Origin of the sequence: Pseudomonas sp. ChxA, from assembly GCF_030263855.1 — a bacterium.
Taxonomy (GTDB): Bacteria; Pseudomonadota; Gammaproteobacteria; order Pseudomonadales; family Pseudomonadaceae; genus Aquipseudomonas; species Aquipseudomonas fluorescens_CB.
Genome location: NZ_JARPMK010000001.1, coordinates 3,866,223 through 3,882,672 on the forward strand (window position 1 = coordinate 3,866,223; position 16,450 = coordinate 3,882,672).

11 protein-coding genes are annotated in these 16,450 nt (G+C 59.4%); 4 read left to right on the top strand and 7 right to left on the bottom strand.

Annotation, left to right across the window (positions count from 1 at the left end; genetic code table 11):
* Positions 1–77 precede the first annotated feature (77 nt).
* The 7 genes from P5706_RS17305 to P5706_RS17335 form a co-directional block, all read right to left on the bottom strand.
* Positions 78–1,886: an ABC transporter ATP-binding protein gene (locus P5706_RS17305; protein ID WP_285682757.1), complete on the bottom strand. Its 1,809-nt coding sequence runs from the start codon at positions 1,884–1,886 to the stop codon at positions 78–80.
* A 146-nt stretch (positions 1,887–2,032) separates the two neighbouring features.
* Entirely contained in the window at positions 2,033–2,491 is a 459-nt protein-coding gene (locus tag P5706_RS17310) for an Hsp20 family protein (protein WP_200432705.1), read from the bottom strand.
* Between the two features lie 179 nt (positions 2,492–2,670).
* Complete coding sequence (locus P5706_RS17315; RefSeq protein WP_285680365.1) at positions 2,671–3,036, bottom strand: response regulator; 366 nt, start codon at positions 3,034–3,036, stop codon at positions 2,671–2,673.
* A gap of 23 nt (positions 3,037–3,059) precedes the next feature.
* Positions 3,060–4,499 (bottom strand): ATPase domain-containing protein, encoded by a 1,440-nt coding sequence (locus P5706_RS17320; protein ID WP_285680367.1) that lies wholly within the window; start codon positions 4,497–4,499, stop codon positions 3,060–3,062.
* A 492-nt stretch (positions 4,500–4,991) separates the two neighbouring features.
* Positions 4,992–5,834, bottom strand: a complete 843-nt coding sequence (locus P5706_RS17325) for a DUF1460 domain-containing protein (RefSeq protein ID WP_285680369.1) — start codon at positions 5,832–5,834, stop codon at positions 4,992–4,994.
* Between the two features lie 50 nt (positions 5,835–5,884).
* Entirely contained in the window at positions 5,885–7,939 is a 2,055-nt protein-coding gene (locus P5706_RS17330; protein WP_285680371.1) for a prolyl oligopeptidase family serine peptidase, read from the bottom strand.
* Positions 7,940–7,981: 42 nt separating this feature from the next.
* Entirely contained in the window at positions 7,982–8,893 is a 912-nt protein-coding gene (locus P5706_RS17335; RefSeq protein WP_285680373.1) for a LysR family transcriptional regulator, read from the bottom strand.
* A gap of 114 nt (positions 8,894–9,007) precedes the next feature.
* Between P5706_RS17335 and P5706_RS17340 the strand changes: the two genes are divergently transcribed.
* From P5706_RS17340 to P5706_RS17355, 4 genes are all read left to right on the top strand, one after another.
* Entirely contained in the window at positions 9,008–10,222 is a 1,215-nt protein-coding gene (locus P5706_RS17340) for an MFS transporter (protein WP_285680375.1), read from the top strand.
* 231 nt (positions 10,223–10,453) lie between these two features.
* Entirely contained in the window at positions 10,454–11,695 is a 1,242-nt protein-coding gene (gene mexE / locus P5706_RS17345) for a multidrug efflux RND transporter periplasmic adaptor subunit MexE (protein WP_200432711.1), read from the top strand.
* 15 nt (positions 11,696–11,710) lie between these two features.
* Entirely contained in the window at positions 11,711–14,890 is a 3,180-nt protein-coding gene (locus P5706_RS17350; protein ID WP_285680378.1) for an efflux RND transporter permease subunit, read from the top strand.
* Positions 14,887–16,302 carry an efflux transporter outer membrane subunit gene (locus tag P5706_RS17355; RefSeq protein ID WP_099549834.1) on the top strand — a complete coding sequence of 472 codons (1,416 nt, stop codon included), beginning with the start codon at positions 14,887–14,889 and terminating at the stop codon, positions 16,300–16,302. Before P5706_RS17350 ends, P5706_RS17355 begins: the two co-directional genes overlap by 4 nt.
* The last annotated feature ends 148 nt before the right edge of the window (positions 16,303–16,450 follow it).

Sequence of the window (16,450 nt, forward strand, 5' to 3'; positions counted from 1 at the left end):
GCAGGGTTTGAGGTGAGGATGGCGTGCTAAAACTTTGAAACAATACGCTTGGCCGGATTGGACGGCCGCTCGGGGACCTAGCGATACCCCCGCGCCTGAACATCGAACAACTCGGCATAGCGCCCACCCGCCGCCATCAGTTGATGATGGCTGCCCTCCTCGAGGATTCGCCCATCATCCAGCACGATGATGTGGTCGGCATTGCGCACGCTGGAGAAGCGATGGGAAATCAACAACGTCATGCGGCCCTTGGCGTGCTCGCGAAAGTGCTCGAACACTGCCGCCTCGGCGCCGGCGTCCAGCGCAGCCGTCGGCTCGTCAAGAATCAACAGATCTGCCTCCTGGCGCATATACGCGCGTGACAAGGCGACTTTCTGCCATTGCCCACCCGACAACTCCTGGCCGCCAAGCCAGCGCCCTAACGGTGTGCCGTAGGCCTTGCTCAGGCGCTCGATGAATTCGGCAGCCACCCCCTGGGTTGCGGCAGTGCGCCAGCGCGCCTCGTCGTTCAGCGCATCGACGTCACCCACGCCAAGGTTCTCGCCGACGGTCATCTGGTAGCGGATGTAATCCTGGAAAATCACTCCGATGCGCTGGCGCAGTGTCTGTTCATCCCAGTCTTGCAAGTCGCTGCCATCCAGCAGAATGCGCCCCTCGTGCGGGGTATACAGGCGCGTGAGCAGTTTGATCAGGCTGGTTTTGCCCGAGCCATTCTCGCCCACCAGGGCCAGGCTCTGCCCCGGCGCCAAGTGCAGGTTGATGCCGCTCAATGCCGGCCGCTCGGCGCCGGGGTAACTGAAGCCCACGTGTTCGCAGCGCAGACCATCACCGGGACGCGCGCCCTGGGTAAGCCGGCCACGCGGCACAACCACAGGGGTCAGCAGGTACTCATAAAGGTCCGACAGAAACAGGCTGTCGTCATACAGGCCGGCAATCGCGCTGAGGCTGGCGGTGATCGCGCTTTGCCCCTGCTTGAACAGCACGATGTACATGGTCATCTGGCCCAGGCTGGTCTGGCCGCGCACGGTGTCCAGCACCACCCAGGCGTAAGCCACATAAAACGCCGCGGTGCCCAGCAGGCCCAGGGCAAAGCCCCAGGCATCCCGGCGCACCGTCAACTGGCGGTCTTCGGTGTACAAACGCCGGGCGTTGTCGCGGTAGCGTTTGAGGAACAGCGGCGCCAGGCCGAACAACTTGACCTCTTTGGCATGGGTCTCGTGGGACAGCAGCGATTCCAGGTAATTCTGCTGCCGGGTCTCGGGCGCGCGCCGGTGGAACAGGCGAAACGCATTGCCCGAGAAATGCGTCTCGGCGAAGAACACCGGTAACGCGCCGACCACCAGAATCACCAGCGCCCACGGCGAAAAGTGCACTAACAGCACGGCGAAGCTGATCAGCGAGATCAGGTTCTGCACCAGCCCCAGGCCCTTGGTGACCAGGCTCAGCGGCCGTGTCGACGCGCCCTGGCGCACGCGCACCAGCTTGTCGTGGAACTCGGCGTCTTCAAATTGCAGGAGTGAGAGGGTCTGGGCTTTTTCCAGAATCATCAGGTTGACCTTCACCCCCAACTGCACCCGCAGCAACGATTGCTGCATGGACAACGCGCGCTGGGCGGCGGCCAGCAGCGCCAACACGCCCGCCTCGGCCAGCACGTACTGCATCACCGGCCACACGGGCGCCTGGCTGCCGGCTGCATGAATCTGCATCGCGTGCACCACGCCATCGACAATCCGCTGGCCGATCCAGGCAGCCAGCGCAGGCAACAGACCGGCAACGATGGTGGCCAGCAGCAGGCCTATGAATAAGGGACGCGACGTCCCCCACACCAGCTTCAGTGCCCGGCGCGCCTGGATGGAAAACGCGCTCAATCGATTCAACAGCACCATGAATGGCATGGACTCCGTGTGGGGGGCTGGGGTGAGACGGGTGGATTATGGCAGGCGATGGCGTTACGCACATCTAAAGGCGAGGCAACGGGAGATTGATTAAAACAGAATAAAGAAAGGCGCTCCGCAGAGCGCCTTGAACACAATTATTGCAGGCTTACTTGACGCTGGTCTGGCTTGCCGGCAGTACCGATCTCGATACGTTTTGGCTTGGCTTCTTCGGGTATAACCCGAAGCAGCTCGATGGCTAACAGACCATGGGTGAGCGATGCACCTTGCACTTCGATATGGTCAGCCAGCCGGAACGACAAGCGGAAGGCGCGTTGCGCTATCCCTTGATGAAGGTAAGTCACCTTCTCGTCGTTTTCACGCTTTCCACCAGAAACGCTCAATACGCCATTTTCAACCTGAATGTCTATGTCCTCCTCAGTAAGACCTGCCACTGCAATCACAATGCGGTATTGATCATCACCATGCTTCTCCACGTTATGCGGTGGATAGGTATTACCGGCCTCACTACGAAGCGCCGATTCAAACAGGTCGTTGAAGCGATCAAAACCCACAGACTGACGGAACAGAGGGGCCAAAGAAAGAGTAGTAGCCATAGTAAATCTCCTGAGTGTTCTCCAAGTGATTTAAGACGCGACCCGATTGCGGCATCGCGTAGAACCGAAAATAGGTACTACCAAAACGTTTTCAAGAGTCTCTCGAAAAAAATTTTCAACTCGATGTTCGGGCTAGCGGAGCCCGATCCCACGTGGCTACGGGCAGGTAGATGCAGTGCTCACTGATCAGAAGCTAGTAGCCTTTTGACTTCGGCAATGATCAAGTCGATGTTGAATGGCTTCGCCAACACTGCATCAAACAGATCCGATCTCTGCATACCGATGTGTGCCTGAGCACCGCTCATCAAGATGATCGGCAATTGATTAGCGCAAGGGAAAGCTCGAACGGCTGTGGCGAATTCAAGGCCGTCCATCACGGGCATCATAAAGTCGGTGATGATCAAGGCTGGCCTTTCTCTGTCCAGCACTTCCAGTCCTTTTCGACCATTGCTGGCAGTCACCACCATGAACCCCTCATCCTCCAGTGCGAAGCTGAGAATGTCAGCGATCAAATACTCGTCGTCGACGACCAGGATGGTGGTCATGTTAATTCAACCCACTCAAAAGCTTAAGAAATTGAACCGGGCGATGTCTCAGTGGGGACTGAAGGTTCATGTCTCGAAGCCTTTTTCAGGAAAACATCGCGATCTTGGATGACCACCTCAAATCTGGAGGGGTCATAAGAGCTATCTCGTACCTTAAGAATGGAAAGTGTCCTGCTTAGTTCAGAGGAATTCTCAGAGAACCGCATCAGCATCAAGTTATCGACGATGCTGGACAGGTCAGAGTTTGGCGCGCTGACCTCGGAGCCAAATAGATCACGCATTTCCCAGGATGCGAAAACGGTTACGCCCCTGCATCGCAGCTCATTCATCAGCGCACTCAAGAAGTCAGTAATTCGCGCCGGGTTTGTAGAGACTCGGGTCATACCGCTCAGGCTATCGATGAACAGGCGCTTGATGCCCTTTTCTTCTACAAGACTCAACAGGCGTGCGCCCAACCCATCCAGTAAACCCTCAGTCGTCGGCTGCCAGGCAATGCTCAGGGCGCCGCTGTCCTCCATGCCCTGGATATCGATACCCAGTGATTGGCCTTTGAGTCGTAACCGTTGCGGGCTTTCATAAAAGCCAAAATGCAGTCCTGGAGCCTCCACCGTCGACTCGGCCAGAAACTTCAGGCCCAGCGTCGTTTTACCAATGCCGGAGGGGCCCATGACCAGAGACACGCTGGAACTGTAAAGGCCGCCACCCAATATGCCGTCCAGCGAAGCAATGCCACTGGGAATACGCGTCATGTCGGCGCTGTCGGGGGCGGACGGGTGGCTATAAAGGCTTTCGAGACGAGGGTAGACCACCAAGCCATTGTCGGTAATCTCACACTCATGCAGGCCTGTCATGGCTCCACTGCCGCGAGTTTTACGCAGTTGAATACGACGTACCGAGCGAGTACCAAATAGCTCTTCGCCCATTTCAATGACGCCATCAACCATGGTGTGCTCTGGGCTGCCGTCGTCGAGACGCGAGCTGGTCAGAAACAGCACTGTGCAACCGGCGAAAGCAGCGTGCCCTTGCAACTCGGAAATGAATTTCTTGGTGTCGATGTGCGAGTCGGCTTTTGAGCGAGCGTTAAGCAGGCCGTCTACCACCATCACTGTAGCTTTTTGGCGACTTATCTCGCGCCGAAGCAGTTTTACCACCTCGTTCAGCCCTTCGTTTTCCAACGTATCAAACGCGCTGACAAACTGAATGTCGGCACCCACTTTGGAAGCGTCGAAAAAGCTCAGGGTAGAAAGAAACTGAAACAGACGGTCGTGTGACTCGGCCAGCAGCGTGGCGACCAGAACCCGGCCTCCATTGTTCGCATGATGGAACCCAAGTTGGTTGGCCAGGATCGTTTTGCCAGACCCTGGCCGCCCCTGGATTATGTAGGAGGCGCCCGCGACCAGCCCTCCCTTGAGCAGAGCGTCGAGCCCTTCGATTCCACTTTGGAGGCGTTTTAGCTTTTCCACAATGCGACCCTGATCTGAAAAACAGGCTGTTTAAGCCGAGTGATGGGAATGCTAACGCCATTTACGCTTTAGAGCCATTCAGACCTGGAGCACGGTGGGCGAATCAGCGGGGATGGAGCCCCAGATCGTCTCTCCCCATGCACCCATTCGCAGGTGACGGCGGTAAAGACCTCACCTTGACCTTGTGGAAGTGCACCACCATGCCGACCCCGCGCCTATGCAAATCGACACGAGTGTCACCGGGCGCCAGTCGGATGGCGGGTGGCAACTTCAGAAGCACGCAAGGTCGCACTGGGCGGCAGATATCTCACAGGGGCGGTATCCAGCGAGTCATCGGAAAGGCGCGTACATGAACGTTAGCTCATACAGCAGCCAAGCTTACTGTAAACGTCGCCTCCCTGACGGGGCAGTGGCTCAATTGACACTGAATGCTCGATGATGGGAAGGCTTCTCGGTGTACGGGATCCGGAACGCCAACAAGGCGATGAGCCTTTACTCCTTCGCCCTCAGCACAACAATCCCCGGCGTGTTGGCCACATACGCCAGAAACGGCGAATCCACCACCTTCTGGCTGCCTGAATGCGAGGACGCATTGCGCAGCACCGGGCCTTTGTCCGTCATGATAAAGAACCCCACATGGGTCACATCCAGCCCGGCCAAGGGCGTATAGATGCCAATAAAATCGCCCTCGTGCAGGCGATTGATGACCGTCTTATCGATAAAACCAGCAGGAATGTAAGTCACCGTACGCTGGACCACCGGCAGGCCAGGCAAATAGGCGCTGCCGTCGGCTTTTTGGTTGAGGCGTTTTTCGCGGCGCACAGCATGGGCGCTTAGCTGCGCGGTGATGTCTTGCGCCTGTTTATACGTGCCGCTGTAGGCCCAATCCGTGTAGAAGTGCTTACGGCTGAGAAAATCGAGATCGCCATCAACATAACGCGTGCGCAACAGGTTTTTCATAAAGTCGGGTTGTGCTGCTGACTGTCGCAGGGCCTCGACGTAATCAAGGTAGGTAAAGCAATCCAGGCCTCGAAAATCGACCACCAGTTGTTCGGGGGTGCTCAGTGAGCCCTGTAACTTGTTGGCAACATAGGGCGTGCCTAAAAAGGCCTCCGAGATGAGGCCGATCTGTTGGCCCGCGGGAAGAAACCGGTAGTTTGGACGCTCTTGGAGAATCGCATTGAGCTTCTCAACGGTGTAAGGATCCAGCGGTGAATCGGACGTCAGCGGCCCATTTTGCTGAGGTTCGAACGCAGGATTTCCAGTAGTTGCCCCCGACGAACCACAACCCGCCAACAGCATCGACATCAAGATAAAAACATAGGGTGTGCGCATCTGATTCTTCACTTATTCAAGGGGCATCCGATCATACCGGCCAGCGCCGGTCAGCCGTGGCCGGCGCTCAAGCGCTCCCACAAAAAGCCGTAGACCAGCGCTTTCATGTACGCACTCTGGGCGTTGTCCGCCGCGCCGCCGTGGCCGCCTTCGATGTTTTCGTAGTACGTCACGTCCTGGCCGGCATCAATCATCTTGGCCGCAAGTTTACGGGCGTGGGCCGGGTGTACGCGGTCATCGCGGGTCGAGGTGGTGAACAGCACGGGCGGATAGGTCTTGGCCGCGTCGAACAGGTGGTAGGGTGAAAACGTCTGGATGTAGGCCCATTCTTCGGGCACGTCCGGGTTGCCGTACTCTTCCATCCACGAGGCGCCTGCCAGCAAATGGTGATAGCGCTGCATGTCGAGCAACGGCACTTGGACGACCACGGCCCCGAACAGCTCGGGGAATTGGGTGAGCATATTGCCGGTCAACAGGCCGCCATTGCTGCCACCTTGCACGGCCAGGTGCCGCGGCGAGGTGATGTTGCGGCGGATCAGGTCTTGCGCCACTGCGGCAAAATCCTCATAGGCGCGCGAGCGATTGTGTTTGAGCGCCGCCTGATGCCAGCGCGGGCCGTATTCGCCGCCGCCGCGAATATTCGCCACCGCGTAAACACCGCCTTTGGACAGCCAGGCGCGGCCCAACCCGCCGGAATACTCCGGGCACAGCGACACTTCAAAGCCGCCATAACCGTAGAGCAAGGTCGGCGCGTTGGCGTTGTACTGCAAGCCCTGTTCATGCACCAGGAAATACGGCACGCGAGTGCCATCTTTGGACACGGCAAAATGCTGTTCAACTACATGCCGGCTCGCATCGAAGAACGCCGGCATGGCTTTGAGCACTTCGGGTTGTGCGCCAAGCTCGACCAGCGACAGTGTGACCGGCGTGAGGAAGCCGCGCGTGACCATCCACACAGCGTCGCTGTCATCGCTGTCAACGGCACTCACGTCCACGGTCGCCAACTCCGGCGCGCCGATAAATGCGCTGCGTGCCCAGCCGTGTGCGCCAGGCGTCAGCACGCTGAGGCGGTTTCTGACGTCCTCCAGCACGTTGAGCACCAAGTGGTTGCGGGTCCAGTCCATGCCGGCCAGCGAAGTAGTCTGCGATGGCTCGAACAGCACGTCGAAATCCCGCGCACCGGCCATGAACCGTGCAAAGTCGATGGCCAGCAACGCGCCGGCCGCATAGCCGTCACCTACCGTCCAATCATCGCGCAATTGCAGGAGCAACCAGTCTTTGTGTACCGACTTGTCGGCCGAGTTCGGCGCGTCGATTTTGCTCAGCGTGCCATCCTGGGCGCACAGGTACAGTTCATTGTTGTAGAACGCCAGGGTGCGGCTGACAAAATCACGCTCATAGCCCGGCGTACTGTCGTGCATCGCGGCGATATACATATCGTCGTGCGCGCCTTCGTAGACAACGCTGGCGGCAGTCAATGGCGTGCCGCGCTGCCACTGCTTGACGATGCGCGGGTAACCCGAGCGGGTCATGCTGCCCGGCCCGAAATCGGTAAACACATACACGTTGTCGTGGTCGATCCAACCCAGCCCGCCCTTGGATTCGGGCAACTCGAAGCCGGCATTGACCCAGGCTTTTTCGACCAGGTCGAATTCGCGCGTGACACTCGCGTCTGCGCCGCCACGGGAGAGTGCGACCAACGCGCGTTGATAGCCTGGGTACAGGCAGTCGGCGCCGTGCCAGACCCAATTCTCGTCTTCCAGGGCATTCAACGCATCGATGTCCAGCACGGTTTCCCAGGCCGGTTGCGCCTTGCGATATTCCGCCAGCGTGGTCCGCCGCCACAGGCCGCGAGGGTGGGCGGCGTCGACCCAGAAGTTGTAATAGTGGGCGCCGATTTTTTCCACGTAGGGAATATTGCTGTCCGAATCGAGCACCGCCAGCAGGTCGGCCTGCAAGGCCTTGAAGGGCGCGGATTCGGCGAGCCGTGCGTGGGTCTTGAGGTTCTGCGCGCGCACCCAGTCCAGCGCTTGTGGGCTGTCGACTTGTTCAAGCCAAAGGCAAGGATCGTCGCCCGTGGAAGGCGGTGTCGGGAGGTTTGGCATGGTCGAATCCTGTGAAAAATCTGTGCGGAAAATCGATGAGTGTCACTCAGCCGCGCCTAACCCTGCAACCAGCACCTCCACTACCGCTTGCACCTTGGGCAGCGCGTAGCGGTTTTTGACCCAGGCCACGCTGATGCCCATGCCGACACTGGCCAAGTGCGGCAAGACTTGCACCAGCGACCCGTCCTGCAAGTGTTGCTCAACCAGCCACGACGGCAGTTGCGCGATACCGCAGCCGGCCAGCGCGGCCATCTTCAGCCCGTCGCCATGGCCGATCACCAGTTGCGGCTGCCTGTGGCTGTGCAGTGTTGCGCCGTGTTCGCCGGCGTGCTGCCAAGGGCTGACGCGGCCATCGACCCAGCCGTAGGCAATGCACTGATGCTGCTCAAGGTCACGCTCGGACCGCGGCATGCCGTGAAGGGCGAGATACGCGGGGGATGCACACAGCACATGCCACTCGCGCGTGAGCAAACGGTGCGCTACCGTTTCCGGCCAGGCCGGGGCGTCGCCGATTCGCACCACGATATCCACGCCTTCCTTAAGCGGATCGACAAATCCATCGGAAAAGGAGATGTGCGGAGTCAGCAATGGATGAGTGTGCAGCCACGGCAGCAGGATCGGCAGCACCTGCGCCTGGCCAAAGGCACCGGGCAAGTCGATGCGCACACGCCCGCGCAACTCAGTGTTTTCAGCCTGCAGTGCCCATTCGGCTTCTTCCAGTTCGGCTAACACGCCGGTGCAGGTACGCAGATACGCAACACCTGCATCCGTCAGCGCTAACCTGCGCGTAGTACGCTGGAACAGTCGAGCTCCCAGGCGAGCCTCCAGGCGCGCAATGCTTTTACTCACCGCCGAAGCGGTCAGGTTCATTTTCTCGGCGGTCGCCGTAAAGCTGCCGTACTGCGCGACGCAGACAAATACATCGATGCCCTTGAGGCGCTCTGAGGAAAACATGCACAGTCCTTATTCATGAATTGAGTTCCTGTATCTCAATAAAAACCATCCTAAATCAGAATTCAGTTCAAACGTAAGCTGCTTCCCTGCTTATAAATGGATTATGAGGCTCGAATGCTGGCCACGCTGAAACACTACCCCGCCACCCTCAAACTGCTATTGAGTGCCTCGCTGATACTGACACTCGCCCGCGCTATCACCCTGCCCTACCTGGTCATTTACTTATCAGGCCAGTTTGGCTTGAGCATCGCCGACATCGGCCTGGTGATCGGCAGCACACTGATCATCGGCTCGCTGCTGAGCCTGTATGGCGGTTTTCTGGTGGACCGGATGAGCAGTTACCGGCTTATCCTGACCTTCTGCGGCGTGTTCACCCTGGGCTTTCTCGGTGCGTCTATCGCGCCCGCGCTCTGGCTGTTCTATCTGTGCCTGGTGTCGGTGAACCTGGCGTATGCGGTGATCGATATCGCGGTAAAAGCCGCCTTTGGCAGCCTGCTTCCCGTCGAACAGCGCAGTGAAGCGTTTTCGATCAAATACACGCTGACCAATATCGGTTACGCCGTCGGGCCGTTCCTTGGCGCCGGGTTGGCCGCCGTGGATGCCAGCCTGCCGTTTCTAATGTCAGCCGGGCTTGGCGCCGGGTTCTGGTTGACCTACTGCGTATGGGGTGACAGGCGTTTGCAGACTTCGCAAACGAACCAGCCACCCGTGGCGTTCCTGGCCGTCGGCACACTGCTACTGCGCGATTACCGCCTGGTGTGCTTTACCCTCGGCGGACTGCTCAGTGCCGTGGTATTCGGCCAGTTCACCGCCTACCTCTCGCAATACCTGATCGTCACCACCACACCTCAAGAGACCTATCGGATCATCAGCACGATTGTGGCCACCAATGCCCTGACGGTGATCAGCTTGCAATACAGCCTCGGCAAACGGATTTCCCCGCGTTACCTGAACCGATGGCTGGCCGCAGGGCTCAGTCTGTTTATCATCGGGCTGGGCGGCTTTGCGCTGTCGACCACGCTGCTGATGTGGGTGCTGTCGATGGCAATTTTCACCCTTGGCGAAATTATTGTGTTCCCGGCCGAATACATGTTCATCGATAACATCGCGCCCAATCACCTGCGCGGCATGTATTACGCCGCGCAGAACCTGAGTAATGTCGGCGCGGCGTTGGGGCCGGTGTTGTGTGGGTGGGTGTTGGCCACGCAGCCGGCTTACAGCATGTTTTATATGTTGGTGGTTTTTGTTGTGACGGGCGGGTTGATGTACTTTTTGGGAGGGTTGGTTGGCAGTCAGCGTGGCAACCTGGCGCCACCGGCAGACGTTTGAGTCTGTTGCCGCACACCGACAGCAGCCTGTGAGCCTCGTTCCTTGCAGGCCACGCAATACACTGTTGTCATCACGCCCATTGATAGCTCCCTAACGAAACCGCCATTCTAGGGGGCTGGCCTCGCGCTTATATCATTCCGAATGATAGTTACCTTTGTTTCATTCGATTCGTGACATAGCACCTCGCCGCGCATGATCCGCCCATCTCAAATACATTGGCGGATGCACCTCATGGAACAGTCACTCAAACACTTGCGCTTCCCCTTGGCGATTTTGGCCGTGGTGGTGATGAGCGCCTGCGGCAAGACCCCGGATCAAGCGGCCGCCATGCCCCCGGCGAAAATCAGTGTGGCCAAGGTGCTGGAACAACCGGTCAACGAGTGGGACGAATTCACCGGTCGCCTGGAAGCGCCAGAAACCGTGCAGATTCGTCCGCGCGTGTCCGGCCAGATCGATCAGGTGGCCTTCACTGAAGGCGCGCTGGTGAAGAAAGGCGACCTGCTGTTCCAGATCGACCCGCGCCCGTTCCAATCTGAAGTGCGCCGCCTCGAAGCCCAGCTTGCACAAACCAAAGCCGCCGCCAGCCGTAGCGATAATGAAGCGCAACGTGGCGAACGCTTGCGCCAGAGCAATGCGATCTCCGCTGAACTGGCCGACTCGCGCACCACTGCCGCCCAGGAAGCCCGCGCCGCTGTCGCCGGGATCCAGGCGCAGTTGGACCTGGCCAAGCTGAACCTGAGCTTCACCCGCGTAACGTCGCCGATCAGTGGCCGCGTCAGCCGTGCCGAAATCACTGCCGGTAACCTCGTGACCGCCGACACCACGCCGCTGACCAGCGTGGTTTCCACCGACAAGGTTTACGCCTACTTCGACGCCGATGAGCGCGTGTACCTCAAGTACACCGAGCTGGCCCGGGAAGGCCGCCGTGGCGCGACCACACCTGTGTACCTGGGCCTGTCGAATGAAACCGGCAACCCGCACCTGGGCCAGATGAACTTTGTCGACAACCAGGTCAACCCGGCCACCGGCACCATCCGCGGGCGCGCCGTGTTCGATAACAGCAAGGGCGAATACACGCCTGGCCTGTATGCCCGCTTGAAGCTGGTCGGCAGCGGCACCTACTCCGCCGTGTTGATTAACGACGAAGCGGTCGGCACCGACCTCGGCAAGAAGTTCGTGCTGGTGATGGATGGCGACAAGCCGGCTTATCGCTCGGTGGAACTGGGGCCGAAGATCGAAGGCCTGCGCATTGTGCGCAGCGGTTTGAACAAGGACGACACCATCGTCGTGAAGGGCTTGCAGCGCATTCGCCCGGGTTCGCCGGTTGCGCCGGAAACGATCCCGATGGCCAGCAAGGAAACCCTCGCCGCCTTGGCACAACAACGACAAGCGCTTGAAGCCAGCAACCTGGAGCAAGTGGCGCCGGATAAAGCCGCGCCCAAGCTCGCAGCCGTCGCGACTCCACGCGGTTAAGGGATACAACTCAAGATGAATTTTTCCAAGTTCTTCATTTCGCGGCCGATCTTCGCAGCGGTGCTGTCGCTGTTGATCTTGATCGCCGGTGCGATCTCGCTGTTCCAACTGCCGATCAGCGAATACCCGGAAGTGGTGCCGCCTACCGTGGTAGTACGTGCCAACTTCCCGGGCGCCAACCCTAAAGTCATCGGTGAAACCGTGGCCGCTCCCTTGGAGCAAGCCATCACCGGCGTCGAGAACATGCTGTACATGTCCTCGCAATCGACCGCCGACGGCAAGCTGACCCTGACCATCACCTTCGCCCTGGGCACCGACCTGGACAACGCGCAGGTACAGGTACAGAACCGTGTGACCCGCACGCAGCCAAAGCTACCTGAGGAAGTGACGCGTATCGGTATCACCGTGGACAAGGCCTCCCCTGACCTGACCATGGTGGTGCACTTGACCTCGCCGGACAAGCGTTACGACATGCTCTACCTGTCCAACTATGCCTTGCTCAACGTAAAGGATGAGTTGGCGCGTCTGGGCGGTGTGGGTGACGTGCAGTTGTTCGGCATGGGCGACTACTCCCTGCGTGTATGGCTGGACCCGAACAAAACCGCTTCGCGCAACCTGACCGCCACCGATGTGGTCAACGCAATCCGCGAGCAGAACCGTCAAGTGGCCGCCGGTGCGCTGGGTGCGCAACCTGCACCGAATGCCACCAGCTTCCAGTTGTCGGTGAATACTCAGGGCCGCCTGGTCACTGAAGAAGAGTTCGAGAACATCATCATTCGCTCAGGCGATAATGGTGAAATCACCCGCCTCAAAGACATCGCACGGGTAGAGTTGGGTTCCAGCCAATACGCGCTGCGCTCGTTGCTCAACAACCAGCCGGCGGTGGCGATTCCGATCTTCCAGCGCCCAGGCTCCAACGCGATCGAGATCTCCAACGAAGTACGCGCCAAGATGGCGGAGCTGAAAAAGAGCTTCCCGGAAGGCATGGATTTCAGCATCGTCTATGACCCCACTATCTTCGTGCGCGGCTCTATCGAAGCGGTGGTTCACACCCTGTTCGAAGCGCTGATCCTGGTTGTATTGGTGGTAATTCTGTTCCTGCAAACCTGGCGCGCCTCGATCATTCCGTTGGTGGCGGTCCCGGTATCGTTGATCGGTACCTTTGCAGTGATGCACCTGTTTGGCTTCTCGCTCAACGCGCTGTCGCTGTTCGGTCTGGTACTGGCCATCGGTATCGTGGTGGACGACGCCATCGTGGTGGTGGAGAACGTCGAGCGAAATATCGAGTTGGGACTCGACCCGTTCCCGGCCACTGAAAAAGCCATGAGCGAAGTGACCGGCCCGATCATCGCGACCGCGTTGGTACTGTGTGCGGTGTTTATTCCAGCGGCCTTTATCAGCGGCTTGACCGGGCAGTTCTATAAGCAGTTTGCGTTGACCATTGCCATTTCCACGGTAATCTCGGCGTTCAACTCGCTGACCTTGTCCCCTGCCCTGGCCGCCGTGTTGCTGCGCAGCCATGACGCACCGAAGGATCGCTTTTCCAAGGTGCTCGACAAGCTGTTGGGTGGCTGGTTGTTCCGCCCGTTCAACCGCTTCTTCGAGAAAGCCAGCCATGGTTATGTGGGCACTGTACGCCGGGTGATTCGCGGCAGTGGCATCGCGCTGTTCCTGTACGCCGGCCTGATGGTCCTGACCTGGCTGGGCTTTGCCCACACACCAACCGGTTTCGTACCGGCCCAGGACAAACAGTACCTGGTGGCCTTCGCGCAATTGCCGGACGCCGCGAGCCTGGACCGCACCGAAGATGTGATCAAGCGCATGTCCGACATCGCGCTTAAACAACCCGGCGTGGAAGCCGCCGTCGCCTTCCCTGGCCTGTCGATCAACGGCTTCACCAACAGCCCGAACAGCGGCATTGTGTTCGTGACCTTGAAGCCCTTCGATGAACGTAAAGACCCGAGCATGTCCGCCGGTGCAATTGCCGGGGCACTGAACGGTAAATACAGCAGCATCGAAGAAGCCTATATGGCGATCTTCCCACCGCCGCCGGTACAGGGCCTGGGTACGATCGGCGGGTTCCGTCTGCAAATCGAAGACCGTGGCAACCTGGGTTACGACGAGCTGTACAAAGAAGTGCAGAACATCATCACCAAGAGCCGCACCACGCCTGAATTGTTCGGCCTGTTCACCAGCTACACGGTCAACGTGCCCCAGGTCGATGCTGCTATCGACCGCGAGAAGGCCAAGACCCACGGCGTGGCGATCAGCGACATCTTCGACACTCTGCAGATCTACCTGGGCTCGTTGTATGCCAACGACTTCAACCGCTTCGGCCGTACTTATCAGGTCAACGTGCAGGCAGACCAGCAGTTCCGCCTGGATGAAGACCAGATCGGCCAGTTGAAAGTGCGCAACAACAAGGGCGAGATGATCCCGCTGGCGACCTTTATCAAGGTCAGCGACACCTCGGGGCCGGACCGCGTAATGCACTACAACGGCTTTATCACCGCAGAAATCAACGGCAACGCCGCACCGGGCTACAGCTCCGGCCAGGCACAGGCGGCGATTGAAAAGTTGCTGAAAGACGAACTGCCTAATGGCATGACCTACGAGTGGACCGACCTGACCTATCAGCAAATCCTCTCGGGCAATACCGCGCTGTTCGTGTTCCCGCTCTGCGTACTGCTGGCGTTCCTGGTACTGGCCGCCCAATACGAAAGCTGGAGCCTGCCACTGGCGGTGATCCTGATCGTACCGATGACGCTGCTGTCGGCCATCACCGGGGTGATTATCTCCGGCGGCGACAACAACATTTTCACCCAGATCGGCCTGATTGTACTGGTGGGCCTGGCGTGTAAGAACGCGATTCTGATCGTCGAGTTTGCCAAGGATAAACAGCAGGAAGGCCTCGATCCGCTGGCCGCGGTACTGGAAGCTTGCCGCTTGCGTCTGCGGCCAATCCTGATGACCTCGTTCGCCTTCATCATGGGTGTGGTGCCTCTGGTGTTGTCCAGCGGTGCCGGTGCCGAGATGCGTCATGCCATGGGCGTGGCGGTGTTCTCCGGGATGATCGGGGTGACCTTCTTCGGTCTGTTGCTGACCCCGGTGTTCTACGTCCTGATCCGTCGTTATGTGGAGCGCGGCGAAGCACGCAAAGCGGCCAAGGCCTTGAAGCTGGAGACACAGCAATGAGCGTGAAAGTATTTTTACCGAGCTTGCTGGTACTGGCGCTGAGCGCCTGTGCCGTAGGCCCGGACTACAAAACCGAAAAATTGGAGGCGGCCAATATCACGGCCGCCGCCGACACCAAAAGCTATGACCACGCCAAGTACGAAGGCATCTGGTGGCAGCAGTTCGAGGACCCGACCCTCAACCAGTTGGTCACCCAATCGCTGAGCGGCAACCGTGACCTGCGTGTGGCCTTCGCCCGTCTGCGGGCGGCACGCGCCATTCGTGATGACGTGGCCACCGATATCATGCCGGTCGTGACCTCGCGCGCCAGCAGTGATGTGGGCAAAGGCCAGATTCCGGGCCAGACCACCAAGCGCGTCAACAGTGAGCGCTACGACCTGGGCCTGGACATGGCCTGGGAAGTCGACTTGTTTGGGCGTATCCGCCGCAACCTGGAGGCCAGCGACGCTGACCAACAGGTCGCCGAGGCCGACCTGTACCAATTGCAAGTCACCATGATTGCCGAATTGGTAGACGCCTACGGCCAATTGCGCGGTGCGCAGTTGCGTGAACGTATCGCCCTGGACAACCTGAAGAACCAGCAGGAATCGCGCACCATCACCGTGAGCCTGCGTGATGCCGGTGTGGGTGATCAGCTCGATGTGGAACGCGCCGACGCACGCCTGGCGGCGGTTGAAGCCAGCGTGCCGCAACTGCAGGCCGAGCAAGTGCGCGAGCGTAACCGCATCGCCACCCTCCTCGGCCAGCGCCCCGACAAGCTGAGCGTAGACCTGAGCCCCAAAGACCTGCCCGCGATTGCCAAGGCCTTGCCGATTGGCGACCCAGGCCAGTTGCTGCAACGTCGCCCGGACATTCTCAGCGCCGAACGCAAACTGGCTGCGGCCACTGCGCGTATCGGCGTGGCCAAAGCCGACCTGTTCCCCCGGGTCAGCCTCAGCGGCTTCCTGGGCTTTACCGCCGGGCGTGGTTCGCAGATTGGTTCGGCTGCCGCCAATGCCTGGTCCCTTGGCCCTAGCATCACTTGGGCCGCCTTTGACCTGGGCAGCGTGCGTGCGCGTTTGCGCGGTGCGAATGCCGAGGCCGACGGCGCCCTGGCGACCTATGAGCAGCAAGTGTTGCTGGCACTGGAAGAATCCGAAAATGCCTTCAGTGATTACGGCAAACGCCAGCAGCGCCTGGTCTCGCTGATTCGTCAGAGTGAGTCCAGCCGCGCTGCCGCGGATCTCGCCGCGATCCGTTATCGCGAAGGTACCGTGGACTTCCTGGTATTGCTCGACGCGCAACGTGAGCGCTTGGCGGCTGAAGACTCCCAGGCCCAGGCCGAAGTGGACCTGTATCGCGGCATTGTCGCGATCTACAAGGCCCTGGGCGGCGGCTGGCAGCCGGACACGGTCGTAGCCAGCAGCAAGTGATGTAAAGAGCTCCTTTGGTTGGTCGCATCCAGCCAATTTTTAGCCCTGCGGCTCATTCGGCCGTGGGGCTTTTTTTTGCAGATGCTGTGAGCTGAGACATTACGGCTTGGCCGTACAGGAAGGCGACAGTTGTCGGGGGGGCACAGAG

Bases quoted from the DNA above. Each gene is read 5' to 3' on its own strand.
- P5706_RS17305 (WP_285682757.1), bottom strand. From the start codon at position 1,886: ATGGTGCTGTTGAATCGATTGAGCGCGTTTTCCATCCAGGCGCGCCGG.
- P5706_RS17310 (WP_200432705.1), bottom strand. From the start codon at position 2,491: ATGGCTACTACTCTTTCTTTGGCCCCTCTGTTCCGTCAGTCTGTGGGT.
- P5706_RS17315 (WP_285680365.1), bottom strand. From the start codon at position 3,036: ATGACCACCATCCTGGTCGTCGACGACGAGTATTTGATCGCTGACATT.
- P5706_RS17325 (WP_285680369.1), bottom strand. From the start codon at position 5,834: ATGCGCACACCCTATGTTTTTATCTTGATGTCGATGCTGTTGGCGGGT.
- P5706_RS17330 (WP_285680371.1), bottom strand. From the start codon at position 7,939: ATGCCAAACCTCCCGACACCGCCTTCCACGGGCGACGATCCTTGCCTT.
- P5706_RS17335 (WP_285680373.1), bottom strand. From the start codon at position 8,893: ATGTTTTCCTCAGAGCGCCTCAAGGGCATCGATGTATTTGTCTGCGTC.
- P5706_RS17340 (WP_285680375.1), top strand. From the start codon at position 9,008: ATGCTGGCCACGCTGAAACACTACCCCGCCACCCTCAAACTGCTATTG.
- mexE (WP_200432711.1), top strand. From the start codon at position 10,454: ATGGAACAGTCACTCAAACACTTGCGCTTCCCCTTGGCGATTTTGGCC.
- P5706_RS17350 (WP_285680378.1), top strand. From the start codon at position 11,711: ATGAATTTTTCCAAGTTCTTCATTTCGCGGCCGATCTTCGCAGCGGTG.
- P5706_RS17355 (WP_099549834.1), top strand. From the start codon at position 14,887: ATGAGCGTGAAAGTATTTTTACCGAGCTTGCTGGTACTGGCGCTGAGC.